Source organism: uncultured Dysosmobacter sp. (assembly GCF_947631165.1).
Classification (GTDB): domain Bacteria; phylum Bacillota; class Clostridia; order Oscillospirales; family Oscillospiraceae; genus Oscillibacter.
Window position 1 is genome coordinate 12,238 of record NZ_CANRKH010000009.1, and the last position, 25,808, is coordinate 38,045.

Sequence of the window (25,808 nt, forward strand, 5' to 3'; positions counted from 1 at the left end):
GCGCCCTGAGATGTGGTCATAAGCCACCTTTCAGGGGCCGTGCGCCGCCATTCCAGTCTTGAAACTGTTTAACCAAATTTCAAGACTGGAGGGAATCTGAATGAAAATAAAATATGAATTTGCGGATGGCACAGTGTCGGAAGTCGAGGTGGAGGAATCCATCGGTGCCGTCATCATTGAGGACAGGCGGCTGGAGGACAACCTTTCCCGCAAGGAGCGGTATCACTGCTATTCGCTGGATGCGGCACAGTTCGAGGGTGCGGAATATGCCACTAAAGAAACACCGGAAACGCAGATGGAGCAGGAGTTGGATACGGAGCGTATTGCCTATGTATTGGACGGGCTGTCGGAAGTACAGCGGCGGAGACTTCTGATGCTTGCAGACGGGAAATCCATGCGTGAGATTGCGCGGGAGGAAAAGGTACAGCATCGGGCGGTCGTGAAGTCAATCAAGGCCGCAAAGAAAATTTTCAAGAAAAATTTTTAAATGTGGGTATCCAAAAGGGCGTCCAAATCTCCGTATAGTGAAAGGCGCGAAAAATCAGCCTTTCGGAAATGGAGGTCATGGACATGGAACACATGTTAAGGATCAGTGTTTCAAAGGAGCCGGCATCTGGCGGGATCGTGAGCTGCCGCCATATCTCTGTGAGGGAGCGTCTCGTGCGCTTCCTCCTTGGGGAGAAGCGGAGGCTGGCCATCATCGTTCCGGGCGATTCCGTCCGGGAGCTGGCAGTGAGCGAAGTTATGGAAGGAGGAAACGTACATGGGAAAAGTGAAGTTACTGCTTGACGTCATCGGGGATTTACGCTCCCTTGCCGACAGCCTGCAGGCCGTTGCGGATGCGGTGGAAAACAATGATGCGGCGGCAGAGCTGACGGCCACAAAGGAGCCGGAGAAAGCGGGAAAGAACGGGAAGGCGGCTGCAAAGAACACGGCGAAGAAAGATACGAAGGCGGCAAAGCAGGAGCCGGAAGAGAAGCCGCTGACGCTGGAGGAAGTCCGTGCGGTGCTGGCGGAGAAGTCCCGCTCCGGACACACGGAGGAAGTGAGGGAGCTGCTTGCAAAGCACGGCGCGGATAAGCTGTCGGAGATCGACCCGGCGGAGTATGCGGCGCTCCTTGCGGAAGCGGAGGTGCTGTGATGGGGAGACACGCTTTACTGTCCGCATCCTCCAGCCACCGGTGGCTTGCCTGCCCGCCGTCTGCAAGGCTCTGTGAGAATTATAAGGATACGGGCAGCGAATATGCGCAGCAGGGCACCGATGCCCACAGCCTGTGCGAACACAAGCTGAAGCTGTCCCTGGGGATGGAGACCACAGACCCGACCGCAGGGCTTTCCTTTTACGATGATGAGATGGAGGAATGCGCCTGCGGCTATGCAGAGTATGTCCTTTCGCTTGTGGAGGAGGCAAAGAAAACCTGCAAGGACCCGGTGGTGCTGATTGAGCAGCGGCTGGACTTTTCCCGGTATGTGGAGGAGGGATTCGGCACCGGTGACTGCGTGATCATTGCAGACGGGACGCTGTATATCATCGATTACAAGCACGGCAAGGGCGTGGAGGTTTCCGCCGAGGGGAACCCCCAGATGATGCTGTATGCCCTGGGTGCGCTGGAGCTGTTTGACGGCATTTATGATATTGACACCGTCCGCATGGCGATCTACCAGCCGCGCCGGGAAAATGTCAGCGTGTATGCCATGGCGAAGGATGACCTGCTCCAGTGGGCGGAGGGCGAGCTTTCGGAAAAGGCAAAGCTGGCCTATGCCGGGGAGGGTGAGTTCTGTGCGGGGGAACACTGCAAATTCTGCAAGGCGAAGGCGGTCTGCAGGAAGCGGGCAGAGTACAACCTAGAACTTGCAAAATATGACTTTGAGATGCCCGCCACGCTGGAGGATGACGAGATCGCGGCAATCCTCGTGAAAGCGGATGAACTGGCGGCATGGGCAGCGGATGTGAAGGAGTTTGCATTGCAGCAGGCGCTCTCCGGCGTGAAGTATGACGGATTTAAAGTCGTGGCCGGAAGATCCAACCGGAAGTACACCGATGAACAGGCTGTGGCGGATACTGTGAAGAAGGCGGGCTTCGACCCGTATGAGCCGAAGCTCCTGGGCATCACGGCCATGGAGAAGCTGCTGGGCAAGAAGAAATTTGCGGAGGTTTTAAAGGGCCTTGTGGAGAAGCCGCAGGGCAAGCCCGCATTAGTCCCGGAGAGCGACAAGCGGCCGGAGATGAACACGGCGCAGGAAGATTTCAAGGAAGAATAGTCAGGAGGAAAATCATATGTCAAACAATGTCAATAACCCAACGAAAGTGATCACCGGGCCAAATACCCGGTGGAGCTACTGCAACGCATGGGAAGCGAAGGCAATTAATGGCGGCACGCCGAAGTTCTCCGTGTCGCTCATCATCCCGAAGTCGGACAAAAAGACCATTGCCAAGATTGAGGAGGCGATCAAGGCGGCGTACCGTGAGGGCGAGGCAAAGCTGAAGGGGAACGGCAGGAGCGTCCCGGCGCTTTCCGTACTGAAGACCCCGCTGCGTGACGGGGATGTGGAGCGCCCGGATGATGAGGCTTATGCGGATTCTTATTTCGTCAATGCCAACAGCTCCACGGCACCGGGAATCGTGGATGCAGACCGCCAGCCAATTTTAGACCATTCCGAGGTATACAGCGGCGTGTACGGCAGGGCGAGCATCAATTTCTATGCCTTCAATTCCAACGGGAATAAGGGTATCGCCTGCGGGCTGAACAATTTACAGAAAATCCGTGACGGGGAGCCTTTGGGCGGGCGTTCCCGTGCGGAGGATGATTTTGCAGATGAGGACGAGGAGGATTTCCTGTCATAACCAGATAAGCAATAGCACAGCCGCCGGGTGGCGGGGAATGGGCGTCTGCCTTTTCCCTGCCGCCCTTAAGGCGGTGAAAGGAGCTGGTGGAATTGAAGTCTATAGAAATTGACATTGAGACATACAGTGATGTGGATTTGTATAAATGCGGTGTTTATAAATATGCTTCCTCACCCAATTTTGAAATCCTGCTTTTTGGATACAGCGTAGATGGAGACGGGGTAAGGGTGGTTGACTTATGCCAGGGGGAGGAAATCCCCACGGAAATACTGGAGGCACTTTCTGATGAGGCCGTCACAAAGTGGGCGTTCAATGCCATGTTCGAAAGAGTCTGCCTGTCAAATTACCTTGGGGAGTGGCTGGAGCCGGAATCGTGGAAATGCTCCATGGTGTGGTCGGCCACGCTTGGCCTTCCGCTGTCTTTGGAAAATGTGGGTGCGGTGCTTGGGCTGGAAAAGCAGAAGCTGACCGAGGGGAAAGACCTGATCCGGTATTTCTGCGTCCCATGCAAGCCGACAAAGGTGAATGGCGGCAGGACACGGAACCTGCCGGAACACGACATGGAGAAGTGGGAGCGGTTCAAGGCATACAACCTCCGTGATGTGGAGGCGGAGATGCAGATACAGCAGAGGCTTTCAAAGTTCCCGGTTCCGGATTTTGTGTGGGAGGAATACTGGCAGGACCAGGAGATCAACGACCGGGGCATCGGTGTGGATATGGGGATGGTCACACAGGCAATCGCCATGGATGGCCGTTCCAAGTCGGAGCTGTCAGCCGCCATGCAGGAACTGACGGAACTGGAGAACCCAAACTCCGTGCAGCAGATGAAACAGTGGCTTTCGGAAAACGGGATGGAGACAGATTCCCTTGACAAGAAAGCGGTGGCGGGGCTTCTGCAGGATGCGCCGGAGCCTTTGAAAACAGTGCTGACGCTCCGGCAGCAGCTTGCCAAATCCTCTGTGAAGAAATACCAGGCAATGGAGAATGCGGTGTGTGCGGACAGCCGGGCGCATGGGATGTTTGCCTTCTACGGTGCAAATAGGACCGGCCGGTTCTCTGGGCGCATTATACAGTTGCAGAATCTGCCTCAGAACCATATCCCCGATCTGGCCCAGGCGCGGGAACTTGTGAAAGCAGGGGATTTCGAGGCTCTCTCCATATTGTACGAAGATATCCCGGATACGCTCTCGCAGCTCATCCGCACGGCTTTTGTGCCGCAGGATGGCAGGAAGTTCATCGTGGCGGATTTTTCCGCTATTGAGGCGAGAGTGATTGCGTGGATTGCCGGGGAGCGGTGGAGGCTTAAGGTGTTTGAAGGCGGCGGTGACATTTACTGCGCCTCGGCAAGCCAGATGTTCCATGTGCCTGTGGAAAAGCACGGCATAAACGGGCATCTGCGGCAGAAAGGCAAGATAGCGGAACTGGCCCTCGGCTACGGCGGCTCAGTCGGTGCTTTGAAGTCAATGGGTGCTTTGGAGATGGGGCTTGCGGAGGAAGAACTGCAGCCGCTTGTGTCGGCATGGCGGGATTCCAACCCAGGCATTACGGAGTTCTGGTGGTCGGTCGACCGTGCCGTGAAGGAGTGTATCAAAAAGAGGGTGCCAACAGAAACACACGGTATCCGTTTCAGCTATGAAAGCGGGATGCTGTTCATCACGCTTTTCTCCGGGAGGCGGCTTGCCTATGTAAAGCCACGCATCGGAGAGAACCAGTTTGGCGGGGAGTCCGTCACCTACATGGGCGTGGGCGGAACGAAGAAATGGGAGCGGCTGGAAAGCTACGGCCCGAAGTTTGTGGAAAACATCGTGCAGGCAACCGCCCGTGATATCTTGTGCTATGCCATGCAGACATTGAAAAACTGTGCGATTGTGGCTCATGTACATGATGAGGTCATTATCGAAGCAGACCAACGGATGTCAGTGGAGGCTGTGTGCGAGCAGATGGGCAGGACGCCGCCCTGGGCAAAGGGGCTGCTGCTCCGCGCGGATGGATATGAATGCTCGTTTTACCAGAAGGATTAGGCAGGGGGTGCATGATGGAACGGCTGCGGATTGAATACGGAACGGGGTACATGGAGCTGAATGTGGAGGCGTTCTTCCCCTGCAAGATGCCGGTGATGAGGAAAGCCGCAAGGCTCATCAATTCATACTGCTCTGATGAGGCAAGGGCGGCGCTGCTCTCTGAACTGCGGGAAATGGCGGACGGGTACAAGGCTCTTTGTGATATGTACACAGAAAAGGCGGAGGGGCTTCCTGCGGATTCCCCGGAGCGGAGGCACTGGAGGGCGCAGTTTAATAAAACGGAAGTCCTCCGCAGAAGGATGGAGGGGAATATCAAACTAATTTCAGGAGGCGGAAAGGAATGAGCAGGGCGGCAATGCAGGGGTGCAGGACACACGGCGACTGTTTCGCAAACAGGGGCGGCGTCTGCACCTGCTTAAAGGACAATGACTTTGGCGGGAGGGACTGCCCGTTTTACAAGCCTGCGGACACGGTCTGGGAAGAACAGCGCAGGCAGAATGGAGGTATGGTCGATGGGAATCAGCAGATATAACAGTGAGGGATACAGCGACCCGACGAGCCATGCGGCGTTATCGGGGATCAGGAGGGAGGAAAAGGCGGCGAAACGGGCATACCGGCCGATTGTCTATATATGCTCCCCGTTTGCCGGGGATACGGAGGGGAACACGCAAAAGGCAAGGCGGTACAGCAGGTTTGCGGTGAAGAACGGCGCGATCCCGTTTGCCCCGCACCTGCTCTTTCCGCAGTTCCTGGATGACGGAAAGCCTGCGGAGCGGGCAATCGGTATGTTTATGGGTATGGTGCTTTTGGGGAAATGCGAGCAGTTATGGGTGTTTGGCTGCACCATATCCACGGGGATGGCGGCGGAAATTGAGAAGGCGGAAAAGAGGAATATGCCGGTACGCTATTTCACAGAAAACTGCGAGGAGGTCTGCAAATTATGAAAATGACATTTTATACGGCGAACTGCAGGGGGAACGCAAAGAACAGCCTTTATCCCAACAGGCGCGTCATTGACAATGAGGATGACTGCATGGAGGTGGTGGCGTTCGACCATGTGTGTGCGGAATTCAAGGGCTGCCGCAGGAGCGGGGATAACTTCCTCTCCTGCGATGTGGACGTGATGGACTGCGACAATTCCCATTCTGACAATCCGGCAGACTGGATTCATCCGGAGGATTTGGAAGGGAAGGTTGGGAAGGATGTGGCGTTTGTTGTGGTGCCGAGCCGGAACAACATGAAGCTGAAGGAGGGAAAGTCCGCAAGGCCGAGGTTTCATGTGTACTTCCCGCATGATCCAATCGCGGACGGGGAGGCGTGTGCCGCTCTGAAGAAAGCCATACAGCAGGAGTTCCCGTTCTTTGACGCCAAGGCGCTGGACTCTGCCCGGTTCATCTTCGGGCATCCGGCGGATTCCATCCTGTGGCACGAGGGTGAGATTACCATTGACTGCATCGTGAAGCCGCAGGGCGGCAGGGAGATACCGCAGGGGCAGAGGAACGCCACCATGTCCCATTTTGCGGGGCGTGTTGTCAAACGGTACGGCGCGACGGAAAAGGCGCATGAGATTTTCATGGAGGAGGCGGCAAAGTGCAATCCGCCTCTTGAAGAAGCGGAGCTTGCCATGATCTGGCAGAGCGCCTGCCGGTTTGCGGAGAAGGTGCAGGGGCAGGAGGGGTATGTCGCCCCGGATGCGTACAATGACGAGTTCGGGCGGGAATCGCTGAAGCCGGGTGATTACTCCGACATCGGGCAGGCGAAGGTGCTGACCAGGGAGTACGGCGTGGAGTTGCGCTATACGGCGGCTACAGATTATCTCCGTTTCTGCGGGCAGTATTGGGTGGAGTCCAAGCAGCAGGCAGTGGGCGCGGCGGAGGAGTTTTTAGACCTCCAGCTTGCGGACGCAAAGGATGAGATCGCCCGGACGAAACAGGTGCTCATGGACACGGGCATTTCGGAGGATGCCATCATCTCCGGCGGGAAATCGCTGGAGAAGAAGATAAGCACCGGGCAGATGGACGCCTACCTTGCGTATATGTCCGCCCAGGCATACAAGGCGTTCGTGATGAAACGACGGGATATGAAGTATGTGGTTTCCGCACTGCAGGCGGCAAAGCCGATGCTGGAGATCAGCGTTTCCGACCTTGACAAAGACGGCTTCCTGCTGAACACGCCGGACGGCACCTATTACCTCCCGGATGGTCTGGAGGGGAAACGTGACCACAGCCCGGAGGATTATATCACGAAGATCACGGCGGCAGCTCCCGGCGATAAAGGGGAGAGTCTGTGGCTGGATTCTTTGGACACCATTTTCTGCAAAGACCAGGAGCTGATTGATTATGTGCAGCAGATCGTGGGCATGGCGGCGGTGGGGCGCGTCTACATGGAGGCGCTGATCATTGCCTATGGGGAGGGCAGCAACGGCAAATCCACCTTCTGGAACACCATAGCCCGTGTGCTTGGCACTTACAGCGGGAACATGTCTGCGGATGCGCTGACGGTCGGGTGCAAGCGGAACGTGAAGCCGGAGCTTGCCGAGGCGAAGGGGAAAAGGCTGCTTATTGCATCTGAGCTGGAGGAGGGCGTGCGCCTGAACACGTCCATCATCAAACAGCTCTGTTCCACGGATGAGATTTTTGCGGAAAAGAAATATAAAGACCCGTTTTCCTTTACGCCGAGCCATACCCTCGTGCTGTACACCAACCATCTGCCGAAAGTCGGGGCAATGGATTCCGGCATCTGGCGGCGGCTGATTGTTATTCCTTTCAATGCAAAGATAACAGGGGGCAGCGACCAAAAAAATTATGCAGATTATCTTGCAGAAAATGCCTCGCCTTATATTATGGCGTGGATTATTGAAGGCGCAGAAAAAGCCATTAAAAATAATTTCAGGATAGCCCTTCCGAAGTGTGTGGAGGGTGCCATAGCAAAATACCGGCAGGACAATGACTGGCTGTCGCATTTCATTGAGGACTGCTGTGAAGTCGGGGACGGGATGGAAGAAAAGTCAGGGGAGTTTTACAGGGCATACCGTTCCTACTGTGCAAGGGTGGGGGATTTTGTAAGGAGTACAACTGAATTTTATAATGCGGTGGTACAGCGTGGGTTCCGGCGCGAGAAAAGGCGTGACGGGCGTTTCGTGCTGGGGCTGTGCCTGGCGGAAAAGACAGAGGATTTTTGAGTGTGTGACGGTCGTGACATTCTTAGTATAAAACCCCCTTTAGGGCAGTTTTTTTGTAAAAAATCTTATATAGAGAGGTTTATGGTACGAGTGTCGAGAGTGTCACAGAACCAGTCAGGAAGGAGGAAGATGTTATGTGGATAAAAGAGCAAAACGGAAAGTCAATTCTCAATACGGAGAATTACGACAGGATTGCCATCAGCCAGGAAAACGAAGGGGCATATCTGGTAGTGGCAGCCATAGATTATGTGGAGATGCCCGGCCTCACGAGGTTCAGAACCGCCATGCGGAAAGCTGGCAGTTATAAGGAACCGGAGGTGGCACAGGCTGTCCTGGCAGAAATCTATGGGCAAATTGCAGCGGGTGTAAAGGCTTATGAAATGCCTGCGGACAGGAGCAGTGTATGAGAGAGAAAACCATAGAGCAGAAGTTCAGGACGGCAGTCAAGGCCGCCGGGGGCTTGGCAGTCAAGTTCGCATCGCCCGGTTTTGATGGGGTGCCTGACCGTTTGGCACTTCTCCCTGGTGGGAGGATGGCATTCGTGGAGGTCAAGGCTCCTGGGAAAAAGCCCCGCCCCCTGCAGCTGGCACGGCACAGGCTTCTCCGGCGGCTTGGATTTAAAGTATATGTGCTGGATGACGAGGGGCAGATAGAAAAAATCATATCAGAGATTGGGGGTGATGCCTAATGAAGTTCGTACCACACAGTTATCAGAAATTTGCAATCGAGTATATTGAAAGCCATCCGATAGCGGCTGTTCTGTTGGATATGGGCTTGGGTTAAGGGCAAAACAGGAATAACGCTGACGGCAGTCAACGACCTGATGTTTGACAGCTTTGAAATCCACAGGGTGCTTGTGGTAGCGCCAATCCGTGTAGCCTCTTACAGTTGGCCGGCAGAGATTGAAAAGTGGGACCACCTCAAGGGGATTAAGTACAGCGTGGCGGTCGGGACTGCGGCGGAGAGGCTGGCGGCATTAAAGCGGCAGGCAGACATTTACCTTATCAACCGTGAGAACGTACAGTGGCTGATTTCCGAGAGCGGCATACCGTTTGACTTCGACATGGTGGTGGTCGATGAGCTGTCCTCCTTTAAGAACCACCAGACGAAGCGGTTCAGGGCGCTGATGAAGGTACGGCCAAAGGTGAAGCGCATCGTGGGGCTGACAGGGACGCCTTCCAGCAACGGCCTGATGGACTTGTGGGCGGAGTTCCGGCTGCTGGACATGGGCGAGCGGCTTGGGAGGTTCATCGGGCAGTACCGCACTTCTTACTTCCGGCCGGATAAGCAGAACGGGCAGGTGGTATTTTCCTACAAGCCGCTGCCTGGGGCGGAAAAGCAGATATACGGTAAAATATCCGACATCACCATTTCCATGAAGTCCACCGACCACCTGCAGATGCCGGAGCTGATAAATTCCAGATACACCGTGTATCTCTCTGAGAAGGAGGATTCGCGGTATGCGGATTTGAAGAAAGACCTCGTCCTGCAGTTGCCTGACGGCGATATCACAGCCGCCAATGCCGCATCCCTTTCCGGGAAGCTGTCGCAGATGGCGAACGGCGCGGTGTACACGGATGCCGGGGAGACAGTCGCCATCCATGAGCGGAAGCTGGACGCACTGGAGGACATCATCGAAGCGGCGAACGGCAAGCCGGTGCTTGTGGCTTACTGGTTCCGGCATGACCTGGAACGCATCACGGAACGGCTTCACAAACTGAAAGTCCCATGTTCCCGGCTGGACACGGACGGCAGCATCCGGAAATGGAACGCCGGGGAAATCCCGGTGGCGCTGATCCACCCGGCATCCGCCGGACACGGCCTCAACCTCCAGAGCGGAGGGAACACCCTTGTGTGGTTCGGCCTTACCTGGTCACTGGAATTATACCAGCAGACGGTGGCGAGGCTGTGGCGGCAGGGGCAGGCATCCGAAACCGTGGTGGTGCAGCACATCATCACGAAAGGCACCATAGACGAGCGGATCATGAAGGCGTTATCCGAGAAGGACACCACGCAGGCCGCACTGATCGATGCGGTGAAAGCAGACCTTAAGATATAAGCGGGAATGCCGCCAGTCAAAAATGCAAATCTGAGCCAATCAATGAAAACCAGTGACAATCTTTGAAAATCCGTGGGAAATAAAATATTTTTGATTGGAGGCATGGCTTATGAGCATTATCTGGAAGTACCTTGACAAGCGGTCGGCGGCCGTGGATGCACTGAAGGATTACAGCAGCATGAAATTCATCATCGAACACACGGATGATGAGATAAAGGCGGCATATGAGAAGATGGGCGGCGTCAGCAGCCCGCAGTCTGACGGGATGCCGCATACGCACAATCCCCATGCCGTGGAGGACAGGATGGTAAAGGGCATTGAGGAGATCGATGTCCTGAAAGAGCGTTACCGGCAGGCAGTGGAATATATGGCGTGGTTCCTCCCGGCATGGGAGGAGCTTTCTGAGGATGAGCGGTATGTGCTGGAAAATTTCTATGGCGGCAGCAATGAATACGGCAGCAGCATTATTTATAAAATTGCCGACCATTTCCGCATCGAGCAGAGTTCCGCCTATAACAAAAAGAACCGTGCGCTGCACCACCTTACCATCCTGCTTTTTGGGAAAAGCTGAAATCCATGAAAATATGAGTGGATATATTTTTCCGTTGACGGTAATATGCACCATACCAGCAGGAGAGGAGGTGCAGGATGGCTAAAGAGGATGAAGCCGGGAAGATCATGGCGGTGGCAGAAAAATACAGCGATTATTTTAATGAGTGGCATTCCGACATCGCCATTGGCAGGAAAGGGCCGAATTTTTTCTATGTGTACAACGACCAGTACCGGTATTTCGAGGTGTTTGAGGAATTCAGCACGGCGGAGGAACTGGAGAGGCTGATCATCGGGACGATGGCTGAGAACATGGAAGTCTTTAATGCCGTGGCATTGGAAAGCACACAGAAGATGTTTGACGACCTGGACATCAACGAGAATGTGGGCAGCTATGACCCGGACTTCCACATCTACAAGCTGCTTCGGCAGATGGAGATCATGACGGGGCAGCTGGAACACTGGTCGGAACTGGTGGCAGGCACATACCGGTCCTTTGCGAATGTCTGTAAAGACTTAAAGTTCGGCGGGCAAAAACCAGACGGGGATACAAATGAGTAATATCGTGTAAAATGTTTGCCATATGGCGTGGTATACTGATATTATCGAAAACTGCAAAAAGACAGAAGGCCTTCGTGGGAATTATCCTGCGGGGGCTTTCTTTATGCCATGAGGAGGTGAGAGCAATGCCAAGGAAACCGAAGAGGCCGTGTTCCTTCCCCGGATGCCCGAAGCTGACGGAAGGGAGGTTCTGTGAGGAGCATGAGAAGCAGGAGAACCGCCGCTACGAGAAGTACGACCGTGACCCGGCTGTACGCCGTAGGTATGGCAGGGCGTGGAAACGTATCCGTGACCGTTATGCCGCCAAGCACCCGTTCTGTGAGGAGTGTTATAAGAAAGGGCTGCTGCATCCGGTGGAGGAGGTACACCACAAGCTGCCGCTGGCAGAGGGCGGCACTCATGACGAGGGAAACCTCGTGTCACTGTGCCAGCCGTGCCATGCAAGGATTCATGCGGAGCGTGGCGACAGGTGGCACAAGCATTAATTTATTTTATGGGAATCAGTGCTGTGTTGATTTATGCTGTGGAGGTTTCTGCTGACCCGGAGGGGCGGTCGGAATCTTCACAGCAGATTTTCTGTGGAACGGGCGTGGGGTCAAACGCATAAAAACCGGAAATCAAACGGGGGATTGCCCCGCCCTGGTTTTCCGCAGAATAAAGGCTTTCAGGGTGCTGCGGCGTTTGATTTCCGCAGCATTTTTTCAAACGAAATCAAAGAAACGGGGTGGAAACGGTGGCAAAAGACGGCAGCGGGCGCGGCGGCGCAAGGCCGGGGGCGGGGCGCAAGCCAAAGGCACTCACGGAGAAGATCAGCGAGGGGAAAACGGCGGAGGTGATGATGGAGCCTGCCGAACTGGAAGGCGTGGACGTGCCGCCCGTGAAGGACTTCCTCAAGTCCCCGCAGAAAAGCGGGCGGGAGCTGGTGGCAGAGGAAGTGTACAACGAAACCTATGCCTGGCTGAAGGCGAGGGGCTGTGAGAAGCTGGTCACCGTGCAGATGGTGGAGCAGTATGCCATGAGTGTTTCCCGGTGGATTCAGTGTGAGGAGATCGTTTCCTCCACGGGCTTCCTTGCGAAGCACCCGACCACGGGGGCCGCCATTGCTTCCCCTTATGTTTCCATGAGCCAGTCCTACATGAAGCAGACAAATTATTGCTGGATGCAGATATACCAGATCGTGAAGGAGAACTGCTCGGTGGAATTCCAGGGAAACACGCCGCAGGATGACGTGATGGAGCGGCTGCTCCGCGCAAGGAAGGGAGTGTAGGAATGTTTGAAAGCCGGCGGACATACAGAAAGAATCTGTATTAAGGTTAATTTGTATAAAATGTGGAAAAAGGAGATTGACAAAGTAGATTTCGTCTGCCATACTATAATGATTTAGCGACAAAAAAAGAGCGCTGGATGGAGGCATGGGCGGACAGGAGAAAAAGAATGGCATACGAATATGTGAGTGAGAAGGAAGTCAAGCCATACCGTAGTGAGTGTTCGCAGATGCTTACAGAGCTACGGGATTATTTGAATGGGGAATTCGGCATAATTACGCAGTTTTTCCTTGTAGGCAGTGGGAGCCATGCGCGGAAACTTGTCATGCGGAATGGAAATGCCCCGTTTGATTTGGACTATAATCTGATGGTCATAAGGATGCCGGAGGAATACTGGCATAATCCTCAATGCCTTAAAAACAGGGTGAGGGATTCTTTGAATCTGATATTAAGGAGACGCAGGAGTCATGTTGTAAGGGGAGGCCAGTTTTCGGATGGGAAGGATTCAACCTCTGTTATAACTGCCTTGATGTATACTCCTGGTATACTGTCGCAGGTGGCTTTCAGTTTTGACCTTGCCATACTGGTCAGGGATGAAGACGGGACTTATTATAGGCTGCTCCACGATAAGGGTTTTAACAATTATCATTGGGGAGAAGCGCCATCCGTCCAGCGCATCCGCGAAAAAGCTGATGCCATTAAGTCCAAAAAACATTGGAGCGAGGTCCGGAAAAGATATAAAGACAAGAAAAACATGTACCTTGAACGCCAGGATAAAAATCATCCATCCTATATAGTTTATGTTGAAACAATAAGCGAGGTATATAGAAAATATTTTAACTGATTTTTATGAAACCGTCCTATGAGGCGGTTTTTTCGTGCCCTTTTTTAATCAGAGGGTGATTTAGGAGATGCCGTCTGCTATGAAATGGAGGTTTTTAATGAAGACAACGACTGATATGCAGCTTGTAGCGGTTGAGAAACTGGTGCCGTATGTAAATAATGCGCGGACACATTCGCCGGAACAGCTTACAAAGCTCCGCTCGTCCCTGCGGGAGTTCGGCTTCATCAACCCGGTCATCATCGACCGGGATTTTAATGTCATTGCAGGACATGGGAGAATTATGGCGGCGAAGGAGGAAGGCATCACGGAAGTGCCGTGTGTGTTTGTGGACTACCTGACGGAGGCGCAGAAGAAAGCCTATATCCTTGCTGACAACCGCATGGCCCTTGATGCGGGATGGGATGAGGAGCTGCTCCGCATCGAGATTGAAAGCCTGCAGGGCGCGGATTTCGATGTATCCCTGACGGGCTTCGGCGCGGATGAGATTGCCGACCTCTTTGCCGGCGACGGGGAGAAGGATGTGAAGGATGATGATTTTGACCTTTCCGCCGCATTGGAGAAGGCGGCATTCGTGGAGCGGGGCGACATCTGGACGGTGGGGAGGCACAGGCTGATGTGCGGGGATGCCACCATCACAGAGGATGTTGCGGCGCTCATGGGTGGGAAGAAAGCAAACCTCATCGTGACGGATCCGCCCTATGGGGTTTCCTTCAAGAGTTCCGGCGGGCTGACCATCCAGAACGACAGCATGAAAGGAGATGAATTCTACACATTTCTGTACAATTCGTTTTCGTGCATGGTGGAGCATCTGGAAAGTGGCGGCGCGGCATATGTGTTCCATGCGGACACGGAGGGGCTGAATTTCAGGAAGGCGTTTGTGGATGCAGGGTTCCACCTTGCAGGGGTGTGCATATGGGTGAAGAATTCCCTGGTGCTTGGACGCTCGGATTACCAATGGCAGCATGAGCCTGTGCTGTACGGCTTTCTGAAAAACGGGAAGCACCCGTGGTATTCCGACCGGAAGCAGACCACCATCTGGAACTATGACAAGCCGAAACGGAACAAGAACCACCCGACATCCAAGCCCCTCGACCTGCTGGCGTATCCTATCTGCAATTCCTCCCAGGAGAACGCCATCGTGCTGGACACCTTCGGCGGCAGCGGATCCACGATGATGGCGTGCGAACAGACGGGCCGCATCTGCTGCATGATGGAACTGGATGAGAAATATGCGTCTGTGATTCTGCGGAGGTATGTGGAGGACACCGGGGATTCGGAAAATGTGTATGTGGAGCGGGGCGGGGAGAGAATCCCGTATTCCGCGCTGGTGAAGGAGGTGGAGACGGCATGAATGCGGACGCTATATATATCCATAGTAGGGAGGGGAGCAGTGGCGGCGGAGACACACCGGATCCGCAGACTGCGGGTTCCTGCCTGACTCTTGGCAGCCTGTTTGATGGCTCCGGGGGCTTTCCGCTCGGCGGGCTGCTTGCCGGAATAAAGCCTTTGTGGGCATCAGAAATTGAGCCGTTCCCCATCCGTGTGACCACGAAGCGGCTGCCCTTTGTGAAGCACTTAGGCGACATTTCCACAGTGGACGGCGCGAAAGTCGCCCCCGTGGACATCATCACCTTCGGCTCGCCCTGCACGGATATGTCGGTGGCCGGCAAGCGGGCGGGGCTTGACGGGCAGCAGTCGTGCCTGTTCTACCAGGCAATACGAATCGTAAAGGAAATGAGGTGTGCAACAGATGGAAAATATCCAAGGTTTATCGTGTGGGAGAACGTCCCCGGAGCCTTCTCCTCCAACAAAGGGGAGGACTTCAAGGCAGTCCTCGAAGCGGTCTGCTCCGTTAAAGACGAAAGTGTTTCTGTACCTGGACCTCCGAAAGGGAAATGGGCAAACGCGGGAACTGTCGTGGGGGACGGATTTTCCCTCGCATGGCGGGTGCTTGACGCGCAATTTTGGGGAATCCCCCAGCGGAGGAAACGCATCTACCTTGTCGCAGATTTTGCAGGCGGGAGTGCCGGAAGGGTATTATTTGAGTCCGAAGGCGTGTCTGGGTATTCTGCGGAGGGCTTCCGTGCGTGGCAAGGAGCTGCCGGAGGTGCTGCGGAAGGCGCTGGAACGGCAGGCAGCGTCTGCTTAAACGACCAGGGCGGGCAGCGGATGGATGTGACGGATGAGGTGACCTGCACCCTGCGGGCGGAGGCGCACCATCCGCCGTGCGTTTTGGAGTCGGCCGGTTTCTGCACGGAGCATTCCGCAAAGGCGCGAGGGATCGGGTATGAGGAGGAAACCTCGCCCACGCTCCGTGCCGGGACGGTTCCGGCTGCGATATGCTATGAAAACCATAGCCAGGATACCAGATACACGGGGCCGCTGGAAACTGCGCCTACAGTCAGCGCCACATATGGGATGGGCGGCAACAACCAGCCGTTCGTGGTGGAGCCGGAAACACCCAAGACGCTGAAAATCCGTTCCGGCTGCGAGGGCGGCGGGAAAGGCCCGATCATACAGGATGACAAATCGGCAACGCTCTCCTGCAACAATGACCAGACGGTGTTCGTGCCGTTCTGCAAGGGGACGCGGCCGCATTCCGCAGAGGAAGCTCCTGCGTGGAAGGACGGGAGGGTGGCAAACACGCTGAATGCCTTTGATGTGGGGGAGAGCCGCTGCAATGAGCTGGTGGTGCAGGCTTACGGCATCTGCTCCAAGGACAGCAACGCCATGAAATCGGATAACCCGCACAGCGGATTCTATGAGGCGGAAACCTCCCGGACGCTGGATGCCAACGGCGGGAATCCCGGATGCAACCAGGGCGGCATTGCCGTAGTGGAGCCGGAAGGGATGTCGGCGTTCCACATCAACCAGAGGGATGAGGTCATCGACCTGCAGGGGAAGTCAGGTGCGCTGATGGCCACCCGGAATATGCAGATGCAGACCTTCGTCCTGCAGGGCTCCATGATTGGGCGGGATGATAAGAACGGGCCGCAGGGCAGCGGCGTGGGTGAGGATGTTTCCTTCACGCTGGATGCCACGGATCGCCACGCCGTGGCACAGCCGACCTACTGCACGAGCAAGAATTCCCATTTCACACGGGCGGAGAAAGAGCTGGCGAACACGCTGGTGGCTACGGATTATAAGGACCCTCCTGTCATCAACGATGTGAAGGAGGAGCCGGAGTATATCGTCCGCAGGCTGACGCCCACCGAGTGTGCGAGGCTGCAGGGCTTCCCGGACTGGTGGTGCGGCGGGCTTGGGACGGAGGAACCCACGGAGGATGACCTTGCTTTCTGGCGGGAGGTCTTTGAGACCCACCGGAAGATTGCGGGGACTTCTGCCAAACCCAAAACAGATAAGCAGATCATTAAATGGCTGAAAGACCCCCATTCGGATTCCGCTGAATATAAAATGTGGGGTAATGGCGTGGCTTTGCCTAATGTTTATTTCGTGCTTTCGGGCATTGTGTACTATGCACAGTTCCCGGACTTTTTATTGTGATTTATTTTCTCACATACTGCTTGCTATTCCTGCCGCTTAGAGTGATTAATGTAGTACCGAAAAACGAAGGAGGTACAAAAAAATGAGGTTTGAATTCAACAGGACAGGGGCAGAGCGGAAAGCGCTGGTGCAGGCAATGGGAGAGATTTTAGAGGTAAAGCCGAGATACCTCGGAATGCCGACGGCGGCTTACGAGGTGGATTACTTCACTATCGACAGGAACGGCGGTGTTGAATTTGACGACCGGGCGGACAGTGAGGAGATTGAAAACCTGATGGAAAGGCTTGCTGAACGGGGGATTATTGCAGCACCGGCGGAAACGGCGCAGGAAGGCGGCACGGCGGAAGAAACCGCAGAGCCGGAGAATCATGCGGAGGCGCCGGAAACTGCGCCGCAGGAGGCAAACGCAGGGCTTACGGTGGCAATGCCGAGGGAATCCTTCACGGATGCCGCACTGGAGAACCTGCGGAAGCTGGTGGATGCCAAGGGCAGCCTTATAAAAAAGGCGCTGGCAGCCAGCAGCCTCCCGATTGAAACGGACGGGGAGAAGGTTTCCTTCCCCTGGTTTGCGGAGGGGCAGGACAGCGATTCGGTGAAAGCCTACACCCACTTCATTGCCGCCCTCTGCGACATGGCGAGGAACCAGAAGCGCATCACGGCAACCGAGAAAAAGGTGGAAAACGAGAAGTACGCATTCCGCTGCTTCCTGCTCCGGCTCGGATTCATCGGGGCGGAATACAAGGGTGAACGGAAAATCCTGCTGAAGAACCTCTCCGGCAGCTCGGCATTCAAAAACGGCGAAAGGAAGGAGGCGGGCAGCAGTGAAATTTCCGAATAGGGAGACAGTGGAGCGTGTCCGCAGGGAGTACCCTGCAGGCACACGGGTGGAGCTTGTGCGGATGGACGATGTGCAGGCCCCGCCCGTCGGGACAAAGGGAACCGTGACGGGCGTGGATGACACGGCGAGCGTCATGGTGGCGTGGGACAATGGCAGCCACCTCCATGTAATTTACGGCGAGGATGCCTGCCGGAAACTGCAATAAAATACACAAATTCCGGCCCAAATCATTGTGTAATATATGCCTCGAATTGACTTGCTATTATCCCCTTTTAGAGCGAACATGTGTACTACCGAAAGGGAAAACACACAAAGAAAACGGAGGAAAACAGCATGAACGCAAAGTTAGCAAGGCAGGTTGAGGAAATGAAAAAGCAGACCATCGGGGTCGAGGTGGAGATGAACAGCATCGCAAGGAGCAGGGCGGCGAAGGTTGCAGCGGACTTCTTCGGAACAGGCAGGCACGAATACACGGCGCGCAGGAACGGCTACGAAACCTACTCCGCATGGGATGCGCAGGGCAGGGAGTGGAAATTCCAGAAGGATGTGAGCATCGCGGGGCTGGACAGCGAAAAATGCGAACTGGTGACGCCGATCCTTACCTACGCGGACATGGAAACCCTGCAGGAGCTCATCCGGCAGCTCAGACACGCCGGAGCGAAGAGCGACGCGGGAAGGGGCTGCGGGGTACACATCCACATCGGGGCGAAAGGCCACACGCCGCAGAGCCTCAGAAACCTCGCCAACATCATGGCAAGCCACGAAAGCCTGATCGCGGACGCCTTAAACCTTGACAGGGGCAGGATGAACCGCTACTGCCGCACGGTAGACCCACGGTTCCTGGAGCAGGTCAACCGGAAGAAGCCTTCCACAATGGCGGCCCTTGCGGACATCTGGTACACGAGCCACGGCGCAAACTACGGCAGAAGCCAGCACTACAACGACAGCCGCTACCATATGCTCAACTACCACGCAACCTTTACCAAAGGCACGGTCGAGTTCCGGCTCTTCCAGTTCGACGGGCCGGGCGACGGGCGCAGGGGCGGCCTCCACGCAGGGCAGCTAAAAAGCTACATCCAGCTCTGCCTCGCACTCAGCCAGATGGCGAAGGAAGTCAAGACGGCAAGCCCGAAGCCGCAGCAGAACGAGAACCCGAAATACGCCATGAGGACCTGGCTCCTCCGGCTCGGCTTCATCGGGGACGAATTCAAGACCGCAAGGGACATCCTCACGAAGAGGCTTGCAGGGGACGCATCCTTCCGCAGCGGAAGGGCTGCTTGAAGGGAACGCGGGAGGTAGCCTCCTGCCGCCTTATCTGCCGCACACGAAAGGCAGTGGCCGCTCCGGCGGCCTTAAGGCGGTAGAAGGGTGCCCCCTTCGGAAAGGACGGATTTCAGAATGGAAAAGAGATACTACATTGCTTACGGCTCAAACCTGAACATCCCGCAGATGCGGATGCGCTGCCCTGGGGCGAGGATCATCGGCACTTCGGTGATCGAGGGCTACCGGCTGCTGTTCAAGGGCAGCAGGACCGGCTCCTACCTCACCATCGAGCCGCAGGAGGGCGCGAGCGTACCCGTGGCGGCATGGGCGGTGACGGAGGAGGATGAGGCGGCACTGGACCGCTATGAGGGCTTCCCCACTTTTTACTACAAAAAGGAAATGGAACTGCCCCTCAAGGGCATCAGGACCGGAAAGGTGCGGCAGCGGAAGGTTTTCGTCTACATCATGCATGAGGACCGCCCGCTGGGGCTGCCGAGCGAATCCTACATGGAGACCTGCAGGCAGGGCTACCGGAGCTTCGGGTTCGATGAGGCATTCCTGGAACAGGCATATGCGGACAGCAGGGAGGAATTTCCAGACGGTTGGAAGACCGGGGACGCCTGCTTCATGGCGACCAACCGGAAGAATGGCTGCACGGGCAATTACACCGTGCTGGGGTTCGATGGGAAATACTTCTGGCTCCAGAACAGCAGGGGGAGCCGTTACCGCGCATCCGCAGGGCGGATGTTCCGCAGCAGGGAGGCGGCGCTCGCCCCGCGCCAGGAAAATACGGAATCAGGAGGAAACCACGATGAAAGATAATGTTGACATGATTGCGAGGATTTCGGTCTGCCCCAGGTGCGGGCAGGCCTACCACGGGAGGCCGGCGGTTTCACGGGAAGATGGCAAAACGCAAATCTGCCCGGACTGCGGCACCAGGGAGGCGCTGGAGAGCATCGGCGTGGACGGGAAGGAACAGGAACAGATCCTCGAAGCCATCCACAGGTGCTACGGAAGGCACGGGCAGAACTGAAAAAGGCAAAGGAGGACGCAGCCATGAAGAAAAGGACAGAGGTCATCCGGGAGTGGATTGACGCGAGGAAGGAACGGGGCGAGACCACAAAATGTATGTTTTACATCACGGTTCCGAAGGATACCAACCTTTGTAAGGATGAAACCATCAGGAAAATTGAGGGGATGCTTGACAGGAATCATGTCAGCCACGGCCATGTCGATACGGTCTGCGGCGCATGGAACCTGAACCGGGACTGGATTGAGACTGGGGAGATAGACTGCATTGTGGAGTTCTGCGGAGTGTATCCTATCAATTGGGACATGGAGGATGTGGCGGAGTTTGAACGGATGGAGACCGAGGGTGAGATTATCGCTTTGGTTGACTGGATAGAGAACGGGAAACACATCCCCAACCATTGAAAACCACACAATTTCCAACGCAGATATTTGTACAGTTTATGCCCGTAATTGACTTGCTATTATCTGCAATCAGAGCGAATATGTGTACTACCGAAAGGGAAAACACGAAAAACGGAGGACAGGGACATGGCATACGGGATCAGGGAAACGGTAAGGGCGACAGGACACAGCAGGATGATTGCCAAAATGGAACACACGGCAAGGGGATGGATAAGCACCACAAGGAAATTCAAGACCGAGCGCGCAGCAAAAGGCTGGATCACCCGGAGGCAGAAAGAACTTGAAGGCAGCGGAAGGGAAGGCGACTGGAATTACGAAGTGGTCGAGGTAAGTTGGTAAGGAGGAAAAGAGGATGAGGGCAGAGGATACATTACAGTTCATGGCGGATTTCTACCCGTCAATATTCCCCACAAGGAAGCACTGCTTGAACCATTTATTCTGCACCATAGGGAACGGGTACAGATGGGTAAAGGGCGAACTGGTGGAGAAGGATGATAAAAAATACAACAGGTACCGCCTTGTAAAGCCGGTAAGGAAAGCGGAGTTCGAGGATGAGCGGGACTGGTGGGCAAGATACCGTTTTGAACTGGAGATGCATGAGGAGACAGGGAGGCGGATCAACCCCGATTATTATTTCGAATGGTCGCGGCTGAGCAGGGAATATTCCTACATCTACCATTACCCCAAAAACATCACGCCGGACTGGAAGTCGCTGTTGGAGGAATGCAGGCAGATGCTTAAGGAGGATGGCGTGGAGATTTAGCCGCGCCATAATGTACACAACTTTCTGCGGTCATCTTTGTCACATTTATGCCTCCGAATTGAGTGGATAATACCCGCATTCAGAGGTAAGATGTGTACTACCGAAAGGGAAAACAGAGAAAACGGAGGACAAAGACCATGAAAATCAGCGATGCAATGAAAACCTACAGACTGCCGAACCCCACCACGCCGGAGGATTTGGAATGCAGATGGAGCAAGCTGCTGACCTTCGGGGACAGGGTGGTCATTGCGGGATACTTCTACAACGGGCAGAACAAGCCCTGCTACTTCGGGGCGGCTTATGAATTCCTGGGCGACGACCACACCTGCGAAGGCACCATCGGTCTGAGGGCCGCAAGCGGAGTCGAGTTCGAGGATGACGGCCACGCAATCGCCTGGGCGATGCAGCAGTAAAGACAAGTGAGCATTCCAAGAACGGAGCCGGAAGGCTCTGTATCTTGTACCGATAGATTACGGCTTGCCAGTGGCAGGCCATTTTTGATGCCATCTTTGGGGAGGTGATGCCGGTGGCAATGCGGAAACTGAAAAAATACAGGCCGACAAAATTCAAGGCGAAGGACAGCCGTTACGATAAGGATGCCGCCGATTTTGCCGTGATGTTCATCGAGAGCCTCTGCCACACCAAAGGGACATGGGCGGGGAAGCCTTTTGAACTGATTGACTGGCAGGAGCAGATCATCCGGGATATTTTCGGTACGTTAAAGCCCAACGGGTACCGCCAGTTCAACACGGCATACGTTGAGATTCCGAAGAAGCAGGGCAAGTCGGAGCTGGCAGCGGCCGTGGCGCTGCTTTTGACCTGCGGGGATGGGGAGGAGCGGGCGGAAGTGTATGGGTGCGCCGCCGACCGGCAGCAGGCTACCATCGTCTTTGACGTGGCGGCGGACATGGTGCGGATGTGTCCCGCGCTGAATAAGAGGGTGAAGATACTCGCTTCGCAGAAACGGATCATATACACCCCGACCAATTCCTTCTACCAGGTGCTTTCGGCGGAGGCGTATTCCAAGCACGGCTTCAACATCCACGGTGTGGTATTTGACGAGCTGCACACGCAGCCGAACCGGAAGCTGTTTGACGTCATGACCAAGGGCTCCGGCGACGCCAGGATGCAGCCGCTGTATTTCCTCATCACCACGGCGGGGACAGATACCCACTCCATCTGCTATGAGACGCACCAGAAGGCAAAGGACATCTTAGAGGGGCGGAAGATTGACCCGACCTTCTATCCCGTCATCTATGGCGCGGATGAAGAGGACGACTGGACGGATCCGAAGGTGTGGAAGAAAGCCAATCCGTCTTTGAATATCACGGTGGGGATTGACAAGGTAGAGGCCGCCTGCGAGTCGGCAAAGCAGAATCCGGGGGAAGAGAACAGTTTCCGGCAGCTCCGCTTAAACCAGTGGGTGAAACAGGCAGTGCGGTGGATGCCCATGGATAAATGGGATGCCTGTGCTTTCCCCGTTTCCGAGGATGATCTGGAAGGGCGTGTGTGTTATGGTGGGCTGGACTTGTCCTCCACCACGGACATCACGGCGTTCGTGCTGGTGTTCCCGCCGCTGGACGAGGAGGATAAATACTGCATTCTCCCTTATTTTTGGGTGCCGGAGGAAACGCTGGAGCTGCGTGTGAGGCGCGACCATGTTCCTTATGATGTGTGGGAGCGGCAGGGGAAGCTGATGACCACGGAGGGGAACGTGGTGCATTACGGCTTTATTGAGAAATACATCGAGCGGCTCGGTGAGCGGTTCAACATCCGGGAGATCGCCTTTGACCGGTGGGGAGCGGTGCAGATGGTGCAGAACCTTGAGGGCATGGGATTCACGGTGGTCCCGTTCGGGCAGGGCTTCAAGGATATGTCCCCGCCGACCAAGGAACTGATGAAGCTGGTGCTGGAGCAGATGGTTGCCCACGGTGGGCATCCGGTCCTTCGGTGGATGATGGACAATATCTTCATCCGCACCGACCCTGCGGGGAATATCAAGGCGGATAAAGAAAAGTCCACGGAGAAGATTGACGGGGCGGTGGCAACGATCATGGGGCTTGACCGTGCCATCCGCTGTGGGAATGAAACTTCGGAAAGTGTCTATGATTCCCGCGGTTTGTTGGTATTTTAGCATTTTACAGAGATATGTGCGGAATCCTTGGTGGTTCCTTGTATGGCTATTTTTCCCGCATTCCTTTATGCTGTCTGGCGAAGGAGGTGGAATGGGTGGATGAGAAGGATTTCCTTGAACTTATCATTTCGGAACGGATGGGGATGCACCATGATGCCTTTAAAAAGGATTATCCCCTTACGGAGGAACAGGCGGCGGAGGCGGAAAAAGCAGACCAGGCACACGAACTGCTGTTTGAGCAGTTAAGCGCGGAGCAGCGGGAAATGATGGAGCTGTGCGAGGATGCGACAAACTCGGAAGCAACAAGGGAAAACGAATATTACTACCGGGCAGGGTTCCGGGACGGGATAAACCTTGACAGATGGATAAAACAGTTCAAGGAAGGAAAATAAAAATACATTTTCGGGCAGGCAGACGGGCATCGCTTCGGCGGTGCCTTCTGTCTGTCTGCTTTTCGGAAAGGAGCGTGGTTCCTATGGGATTATTCAGCGGGTTGTTCAGGGCGAGGGATGCACCACAGAACCGCACGTCGGGCAGTGCCTACAGCTTTTTCATGGGCGGAAGCACGAGCGGGAAAAGGGTAAACGAGCGTTCCTCCATGCAGATGACGGCGGTGTACTCCTGCGTCCGGATTCTGTCCGAGGCGGTGGCGGGGCTGCCGCTGCATTTTTATAAATACACGGATAACGGCGGGAAGGAGAAGGCGGCGGACCACCCGCTGTATTTTCTGCTCCATGACGAGCCGAACCCGGAGATGACTTCCTTCGTGTTCCGGGAAACGCTGATGACGCACCTGCTCCTTTGGGGCAATGCCTACGCACAGATCATCCGCAACGGCAAGGGGGAAGTCTTGGGACTGTACCCGCTGATGCCGGACCGCATGAATGTGGAGCGGGATTCCAAGGGGCAGCTTTATTATGAATACACGGTGGGCATGGATGACGCACCCACGGTAAAGGGCAGCACGGTCGTCCTGCCGCCTACGGAGGTGCTGCACATCCCCGGACTCGGCTTTGACGGGCTGGTGGGCTATTCCCCCATTGCCATGGCAAAGAACGCCATCGGCATGGCGATAGCCTGTGAGGAGTATGGGGCGAAGTTCTTCGCCAACGGCGCACAGCCAAGCGGCGTGCTGGAGCATCCAGGGACTTTGAAAGACCCAGCGCGGGTAAGGGAGAGCTGGCAGTCTGCTTTTGGCGGCAGCCACAACGCAAACAAAGTGGCTGTCCTGGAAGAGGGCCTTAAGTATACGCCTATATCCGTCCCACCGGAACAGGCGCAGTTCCTGGAAACACGGAAGTTCCAAATCAATGAGATTGCGCGGATTTTCCGTGTGCCTCCCCATATGGTGGGCGACCTCGACAAGAGCAGCTTCTCCAACATCGAGCAGCAGTCTTTGGAATTTGTGAAATATACACTCGACCCATGGGTATCGAGATGGGAGCAGTCCATGGCGCGGTCTTTGCTGACGCCAGAGGAAAAGAAGCAGTATTTTGTGAAATTCAACGTGGACGGCCTGCTCCGTGGCGACTACCAGAGCCGCATGAACGGGTACGCCGTGGGGCGGCAGAACGGGTGGATGTCCGCAAATGATATCCGGGAGCTGGAGAACCTTGACCGTATCCCGGAGGAGCTGGGAGGTGATTTATATCTTATCAATGGGAACATGATGCCGCTTTCGATGTCAGGGGCGGCGTACCAAGAAGGGAAGGAGGAATCCAATGAAAACGAAGAAGTTCTGGAACTGGAGGAAGGCGAGGAACCAGAAGCCGGAAGTGACTGAGCGGATACTGGAACTGAACGGCACCATCGCAGAGGAAAGCTGGTTTGACGATGACGTCACTCCACAGCTTTTCAAGGATGAGCTGAATGCCGGGAGCGGGGACATTACCGTGTGGATCAATTCGCCGGGCGGCGACTGCGTGGCGGCGGCACAGATCTACAATATGCTCTCCAACTATAAGGGCAAAGTGACTGTAAAAATAGACGGCATCGCCGCAAGTGCCGCCAGTGTGATCGCCATGGCAGGCGACACCGTCCTGGTGTCCCCGGTCTCCATGCTTATGATCCACAATCCCGCCACCATCGCCTGGGGCGACCACGCTGAGATGCAGAAAGCCATCGATATGCTTTCCGAAGTGAAGGAATCCATCATCAACGCCTATGTGTTAAAGACGGGGCTTTCCCGGCCGAAGCTGTCTCACCTGATGGACGCGGAAACGTGGATGGATGCAAACAAGGCGGTGGAGCTTGGCTTTGCGGATGGGATCATGGCGCGGGCAAAGGCGGAGCCGGAAAAAGAGCCGGAGGAAAGCGAAGAGGATGAGGAAGAAGAGAAGAAATTCCCTCCCGCTCCAAGTTCCATGCTGTTCTCCCGCAGGGCGGCAAACAACGCCCTTTTGAATAAACTGGCCGCCAAATATGGCGGGGAAAAACCGAAGGAAGATATCCAGGCGCAGGCAAAAATCCCTGCTGCGGATACAGAAACCGGCCGTTCCGTGGACGCACTCATGGAGCGGCTTAATTTATTAAAGCGATAAGAAGGAG

32 protein-coding genes and 1 pseudogene are annotated in these 25,808 nt (G+C 55.3%); all 33 read left to right on the forward strand.

What is annotated here, in order from left to right:
* Nucleotides 1–100 precede the first annotated feature (100 nt).
* The 33 genes and pseudogenes from Q0Z69_RS06115 to Q0Z69_RS06275 all read left to right on the forward strand — a co-directional run bounded on the left by Q0Z69_RS06115 (nt 101) and on the right by Q0Z69_RS06275 (nt 25,801).
* Complete coding sequence (locus Q0Z69_RS06115; protein WP_298030845.1) at nt 101–487, forward strand: hypothetical protein; 387 nt, start codon at nt 101–103, stop codon at nt 485–487.
* Between the two features lie 83 nt (nt 488–570).
* Entirely contained in the window at nt 571–789 is a 219-nt protein-coding gene (locus tag Q0Z69_RS06120) for a hypothetical protein (protein ID WP_298030847.1), read from the forward strand.
* Nucleotides 764–1,141, forward strand: coding sequence for an rRNA biogenesis protein rrp5 (locus Q0Z69_RS06125; protein WP_298030849.1), 378 nt, complete (start codon nt 764–766; stop codon nt 1,139–1,141). Before Q0Z69_RS06120 ends, Q0Z69_RS06125 begins: the two co-directional genes overlap by 26 nt.
* Nucleotides 1,141–2,262 (forward strand): DUF2800 domain-containing protein, encoded by a 1,122-nt coding sequence (locus tag Q0Z69_RS06130; protein WP_298030851.1) that lies wholly within the window; start codon nt 1,141–1,143, stop codon nt 2,260–2,262. Before Q0Z69_RS06125 ends, Q0Z69_RS06130 begins: the two co-directional genes overlap by 1 nt.
* Before the next feature lie 16 nt (nt 2,263–2,278).
* Entirely contained in the window at nt 2,279–2,845 is a 567-nt protein-coding gene (locus Q0Z69_RS06135) for a DUF2815 family protein (RefSeq protein ID WP_298030854.1), read from the forward strand.
* Nucleotides 2,846–2,937: 92 nt separating this feature from the next.
* Nucleotides 2,938–4,866 (forward strand): DNA polymerase, encoded by a 1,929-nt coding sequence (locus Q0Z69_RS06140; RefSeq protein ID WP_298030858.1) that lies wholly within the window; start codon nt 2,938–2,940, stop codon nt 4,864–4,866.
* An 11-nt stretch (nt 4,867–4,877) separates the two neighbouring features.
* Nucleotides 4,878–5,210, forward strand: coding sequence for a hypothetical protein (locus Q0Z69_RS06145; protein WP_298030861.1), 333 nt, complete (start codon nt 4,878–4,880; stop codon nt 5,208–5,210).
* Nucleotides 5,207–5,398 carry a hypothetical protein gene (locus Q0Z69_RS06150; RefSeq protein WP_298030863.1) on the forward strand — a complete coding sequence of 64 codons (192 nt, stop codon included), beginning with the start codon at nt 5,207–5,209 and terminating at the stop codon, nt 5,396–5,398. The genes Q0Z69_RS06145 and Q0Z69_RS06150 overlap by 4 nt, the downstream gene beginning before the upstream one ends.
* Nucleotides 5,379–5,810 carry a DUF4406 domain-containing protein gene (locus tag Q0Z69_RS06155; protein WP_298030866.1) on the forward strand — a complete coding sequence of 144 codons (432 nt, stop codon included), beginning with the start codon at nt 5,379–5,381 and terminating at the stop codon, nt 5,808–5,810. Before Q0Z69_RS06150 ends, Q0Z69_RS06155 begins: the two co-directional genes overlap by 20 nt.
* A complete protein-coding gene (locus tag Q0Z69_RS06160; protein WP_298030869.1) occupies nt 5,807–8,047 on the forward strand; it encodes a phage/plasmid primase, P4 family in 2,241 nt (746 codons plus the stop codon). Before Q0Z69_RS06155 ends, Q0Z69_RS06160 begins: the two co-directional genes overlap by 4 nt.
* A 134-nt stretch (nt 8,048–8,181) precedes the next feature.
* On the forward strand, nt 8,182–8,454 hold the full coding sequence (locus Q0Z69_RS06165; protein WP_298030872.1) for a hypothetical protein: 273 nt from the start codon (nt 8,182–8,184) through the stop codon (nt 8,452–8,454).
* Entirely contained in the window at nt 8,451–8,735 is a 285-nt protein-coding gene (locus Q0Z69_RS06170) for a VRR-NUC domain-containing protein (protein WP_298030874.1), read from the forward strand. The genes Q0Z69_RS06165 and Q0Z69_RS06170 overlap by 4 nt, the downstream gene beginning before the upstream one ends.
* Nucleotides 8,735–10,106 (forward strand): annotated as a pseudogene (locus Q0Z69_RS06175) (SNF2-related protein). The gene Q0Z69_RS06170 and the pseudogene Q0Z69_RS06175 overlap by 1 nt, the downstream one beginning before the upstream one ends.
* A 109-nt stretch (nt 10,107–10,215) precedes the next feature.
* Entirely contained in the window at nt 10,216–10,677 is a 462-nt protein-coding gene (locus tag Q0Z69_RS06180; protein ID WP_298030877.1) for a hypothetical protein, read from the forward strand.
* Nucleotides 10,678–10,754: 77 nt separating this feature from the next.
* The gene (locus Q0Z69_RS06185; RefSeq protein WP_298030880.1) at nt 10,755–11,216 is read left to right on the forward strand and encodes a hypothetical protein; all 462 of its coding nucleotides are present in this window, start codon (nt 10,755–10,757) and stop codon (nt 11,214–11,216) included.
* A gap of 125 nt (nt 11,217–11,341) precedes the next feature.
* Nucleotides 11,342–11,701: an HNH endonuclease gene (locus Q0Z69_RS06190; protein WP_298030884.1), complete on the forward strand. Its 360-nt coding sequence runs from the start codon at nt 11,342–11,344 to the stop codon at nt 11,699–11,701.
* Nucleotides 11,702–11,949: 248 nt separating this feature from the next.
* The gene (locus tag Q0Z69_RS06195; RefSeq protein WP_298030887.1) at nt 11,950–12,483 is read left to right on the forward strand and encodes a P27 family phage terminase small subunit; all 534 of its coding nucleotides are present in this window, start codon (nt 11,950–11,952) and stop codon (nt 12,481–12,483) included.
* 167 nt (nt 12,484–12,650) lie between these two features.
* Complete coding sequence (locus Q0Z69_RS06200; protein ID WP_298030890.1) at nt 12,651–13,325, forward strand: hypothetical protein; 675 nt, start codon at nt 12,651–12,653, stop codon at nt 13,323–13,325.
* 97 nt (nt 13,326–13,422) lie between these two features.
* Nucleotides 13,423–14,676, forward strand: a complete 1,254-nt coding sequence (locus Q0Z69_RS06205; RefSeq protein WP_298030893.1) for a site-specific DNA-methyltransferase — start codon at nt 13,423–13,425, stop codon at nt 14,674–14,676.
* Nucleotides 14,673–16,829, forward strand: a complete 2,157-nt coding sequence (locus Q0Z69_RS06210; RefSeq protein WP_298030896.1) for a DNA cytosine methyltransferase — start codon at nt 14,673–14,675, stop codon at nt 16,827–16,829. The genes Q0Z69_RS06205 and Q0Z69_RS06210 overlap by 4 nt, the downstream gene beginning before the upstream one ends.
* 82 nt (nt 16,830–16,911) lie before the next feature.
* On the forward strand, nt 16,912–17,667 hold the full coding sequence (locus Q0Z69_RS06215; RefSeq protein WP_298030898.1) for a virulence protein: 756 nt from the start codon (nt 16,912–16,914) through the stop codon (nt 17,665–17,667).
* Nucleotides 17,651–17,872 carry a DUF4314 domain-containing protein gene (locus Q0Z69_RS06220; RefSeq protein ID WP_298030901.1) on the forward strand — a complete coding sequence of 74 codons (222 nt, stop codon included), beginning with the start codon at nt 17,651–17,653 and terminating at the stop codon, nt 17,870–17,872. The genes Q0Z69_RS06215 and Q0Z69_RS06220 overlap by 17 nt, the downstream gene beginning before the upstream one ends.
* A 128-nt stretch (nt 17,873–18,000) precedes the next feature.
* Complete coding sequence (locus tag Q0Z69_RS06225) at nt 18,001–18,948, forward strand: amidoligase family protein (RefSeq protein WP_298030904.1); 948 nt, start codon at nt 18,001–18,003, stop codon at nt 18,946–18,948.
* A gap of 117 nt (nt 18,949–19,065) precedes the next feature.
* Nucleotides 19,066–19,752, forward strand: a complete 687-nt coding sequence (locus tag Q0Z69_RS16860) for a gamma-glutamylcyclotransferase family protein (protein ID WP_367272246.1) — start codon at nt 19,066–19,068, stop codon at nt 19,750–19,752.
* Entirely contained in the window at nt 19,742–19,963 is a 222-nt protein-coding gene (locus tag Q0Z69_RS06235; RefSeq protein WP_298030907.1) for a hypothetical protein, read from the forward strand. Before Q0Z69_RS16860 ends, Q0Z69_RS06235 begins: the two co-directional genes overlap by 11 nt.
* Nucleotides 19,964–19,986: 23 nt before the next feature.
* Nucleotides 19,987–20,364, forward strand: coding sequence for a hypothetical protein (locus tag Q0Z69_RS06240; protein WP_298030910.1), 378 nt, complete (start codon nt 19,987–19,989; stop codon nt 20,362–20,364).
* Nucleotides 20,365–20,490: 126 nt separating this feature from the next.
* Nucleotides 20,491–20,703: a hypothetical protein gene (locus tag Q0Z69_RS06245; RefSeq protein WP_298030913.1), complete on the forward strand. Its 213-nt coding sequence runs from the start codon at nt 20,491–20,493 to the stop codon at nt 20,701–20,703.
* Nucleotides 20,704–20,716: 13 nt separating this feature from the next.
* Nucleotides 20,717–21,127: a hypothetical protein gene (locus Q0Z69_RS06250; RefSeq protein ID WP_298030916.1), complete on the forward strand. Its 411-nt coding sequence runs from the start codon at nt 20,717–20,719 to the stop codon at nt 21,125–21,127.
* Between the two features lie 137 nt (nt 21,128–21,264).
* On the forward strand, nt 21,265–21,540 hold the full coding sequence (locus tag Q0Z69_RS06255; RefSeq protein ID WP_298030919.1) for a hypothetical protein: 276 nt from the start codon (nt 21,265–21,267) through the stop codon (nt 21,538–21,540).
* Between the two features lie 119 nt (nt 21,541–21,659).
* Complete coding sequence (locus tag Q0Z69_RS06260) at nt 21,660–23,261, forward strand: terminase large subunit (RefSeq protein ID WP_298031096.1); 1,602 nt, start codon at nt 21,660–21,662, stop codon at nt 23,259–23,261.
* Between the two features lie 95 nt (nt 23,262–23,356).
* Nucleotides 23,357–23,653, forward strand: coding sequence for a hypothetical protein (locus Q0Z69_RS06265; protein ID WP_298030921.1), 297 nt, complete (start codon nt 23,357–23,359; stop codon nt 23,651–23,653).
* An 83-nt stretch (nt 23,654–23,736) separates the two neighbouring features.
* Nucleotides 23,737–25,044, forward strand: a complete 1,308-nt coding sequence (locus Q0Z69_RS06270; protein WP_298030923.1) for a phage portal protein — start codon at nt 23,737–23,739, stop codon at nt 25,042–25,044.
* Entirely contained in the window at nt 24,983–25,801 is an 819-nt protein-coding gene (locus tag Q0Z69_RS06275; RefSeq protein WP_298030928.1) for a head maturation protease, ClpP-related, read from the forward strand. The genes Q0Z69_RS06270 and Q0Z69_RS06275 overlap by 62 nt, the downstream gene beginning before the upstream one ends.
* The last annotated feature ends 7 nt before the right edge of the window (nt 25,802–25,808 follow it).

What these genes read in the sequence shown, in the direction of transcription:
- Q0Z69_RS06225 (WP_298030904.1), top strand. Translation starts at nt 18,001, where the DNA reads ATGAACGCAAAGTTAGCAAGGCAGGTTGAGGAAATGAAAAAGCAGACC.
- Q0Z69_RS06260 (WP_298031096.1), top strand. Translation starts at nt 21,660, where the DNA reads ATGCGGAAACTGAAAAAATACAGGCCGACAAAATTCAAGGCGAAGGAC.
- Q0Z69_RS06160 (WP_298030869.1), top strand. Translation starts at nt 5,807, where the DNA reads ATGAAAATGACATTTTATACGGCGAACTGCAGGGGGAACGCAAAGAAC.
- Q0Z69_RS06235 (WP_298030907.1), top strand. Translation starts at nt 19,742, where the DNA reads ATGAAAGATAATGTTGACATGATTGCGAGGATTTCGGTCTGCCCCAGG.
- Q0Z69_RS06210 (WP_298030896.1), top strand. Translation starts at nt 14,673, where the DNA reads ATGAATGCGGACGCTATATATATCCATAGTAGGGAGGGGAGCAGTGGC.
- Q0Z69_RS06275 (WP_298030928.1), top strand. Translation starts at nt 24,983, where the DNA reads ATGAAAACGAAGAAGTTCTGGAACTGGAGGAAGGCGAGGAACCAGAAG.
- Q0Z69_RS06240 (WP_298030910.1), top strand. Translation starts at nt 19,987, where the DNA reads ATGAAGAAAAGGACAGAGGTCATCCGGGAGTGGATTGACGCGAGGAAG.
- Q0Z69_RS16860 (WP_367272246.1), top strand. Translation starts at nt 19,066, where the DNA reads ATGGAAAAGAGATACTACATTGCTTACGGCTCAAACCTGAACATCCCG.
- Q0Z69_RS06245 (WP_298030913.1), top strand. Translation starts at nt 20,491, where the DNA reads ATGGCATACGGGATCAGGGAAACGGTAAGGGCGACAGGACACAGCAGG.
- Q0Z69_RS06190 (WP_298030884.1), top strand. Translation starts at nt 11,342, where the DNA reads ATGCCAAGGAAACCGAAGAGGCCGTGTTCCTTCCCCGGATGCCCGAAG.
- Q0Z69_RS06215 (WP_298030898.1), top strand. Translation starts at nt 16,912, where the DNA reads ATGAGGTTTGAATTCAACAGGACAGGGGCAGAGCGGAAAGCGCTGGTG.
- Q0Z69_RS06250 (WP_298030916.1), top strand. Translation starts at nt 20,717, where the DNA reads ATGAGGGCAGAGGATACATTACAGTTCATGGCGGATTTCTACCCGTCA.
- Q0Z69_RS06185 (WP_298030880.1), top strand. Translation starts at nt 10,755, where the DNA reads ATGGCTAAAGAGGATGAAGCCGGGAAGATCATGGCGGTGGCAGAAAAA.
- Q0Z69_RS06255 (WP_298030919.1), top strand. Translation starts at nt 21,265, where the DNA reads ATGAAAATCAGCGATGCAATGAAAACCTACAGACTGCCGAACCCCACC.
- Q0Z69_RS06155 (WP_298030866.1), top strand. Translation starts at nt 5,379, where the DNA reads ATGGGAATCAGCAGATATAACAGTGAGGGATACAGCGACCCGACGAGC.
- Q0Z69_RS06170 (WP_298030874.1), top strand. Translation starts at nt 8,451, where the DNA reads ATGAGAGAGAAAACCATAGAGCAGAAGTTCAGGACGGCAGTCAAGGCC.
- Q0Z69_RS06165 (WP_298030872.1), top strand. Translation starts at nt 8,182, where the DNA reads ATGTGGATAAAAGAGCAAAACGGAAAGTCAATTCTCAATACGGAGAAT.
- Q0Z69_RS06135 (WP_298030854.1), top strand. Translation starts at nt 2,279, where the DNA reads ATGTCAAACAATGTCAATAACCCAACGAAAGTGATCACCGGGCCAAAT.
- Q0Z69_RS06150 (WP_298030863.1), top strand. Translation starts at nt 5,207, where the DNA reads ATGAGCAGGGCGGCAATGCAGGGGTGCAGGACACACGGCGACTGTTTC.
- Q0Z69_RS06120 (WP_298030847.1), top strand. Translation starts at nt 571, where the DNA reads ATGGAACACATGTTAAGGATCAGTGTTTCAAAGGAGCCGGCATCTGGC.
- Q0Z69_RS06205 (WP_298030893.1), top strand. Translation starts at nt 13,423, where the DNA reads ATGAAGACAACGACTGATATGCAGCTTGTAGCGGTTGAGAAACTGGTG.
- Q0Z69_RS06145 (WP_298030861.1), top strand. Translation starts at nt 4,878, where the DNA reads ATGATGGAACGGCTGCGGATTGAATACGGAACGGGGTACATGGAGCTG.
- Q0Z69_RS06115 (WP_298030845.1), top strand. Translation starts at nt 101, where the DNA reads ATGAAAATAAAATATGAATTTGCGGATGGCACAGTGTCGGAAGTCGAG.
- Q0Z69_RS06125 (WP_298030849.1), top strand. Translation starts at nt 764, where the DNA reads ATGGGAAAAGTGAAGTTACTGCTTGACGTCATCGGGGATTTACGCTCC.
- Q0Z69_RS06270 (WP_298030923.1), top strand. Translation starts at nt 23,737, where the DNA reads ATGGGATTATTCAGCGGGTTGTTCAGGGCGAGGGATGCACCACAGAAC.
- Q0Z69_RS06180 (WP_298030877.1), top strand. Translation starts at nt 10,216, where the DNA reads ATGAGCATTATCTGGAAGTACCTTGACAAGCGGTCGGCGGCCGTGGAT.
- Q0Z69_RS06130 (WP_298030851.1), top strand. Translation starts at nt 1,141, where the DNA reads ATGGGGAGACACGCTTTACTGTCCGCATCCTCCAGCCACCGGTGGCTT.
- Q0Z69_RS06200 (WP_298030890.1), top strand. Translation starts at nt 12,651, where the DNA reads ATGGCATACGAATATGTGAGTGAGAAGGAAGTCAAGCCATACCGTAGT.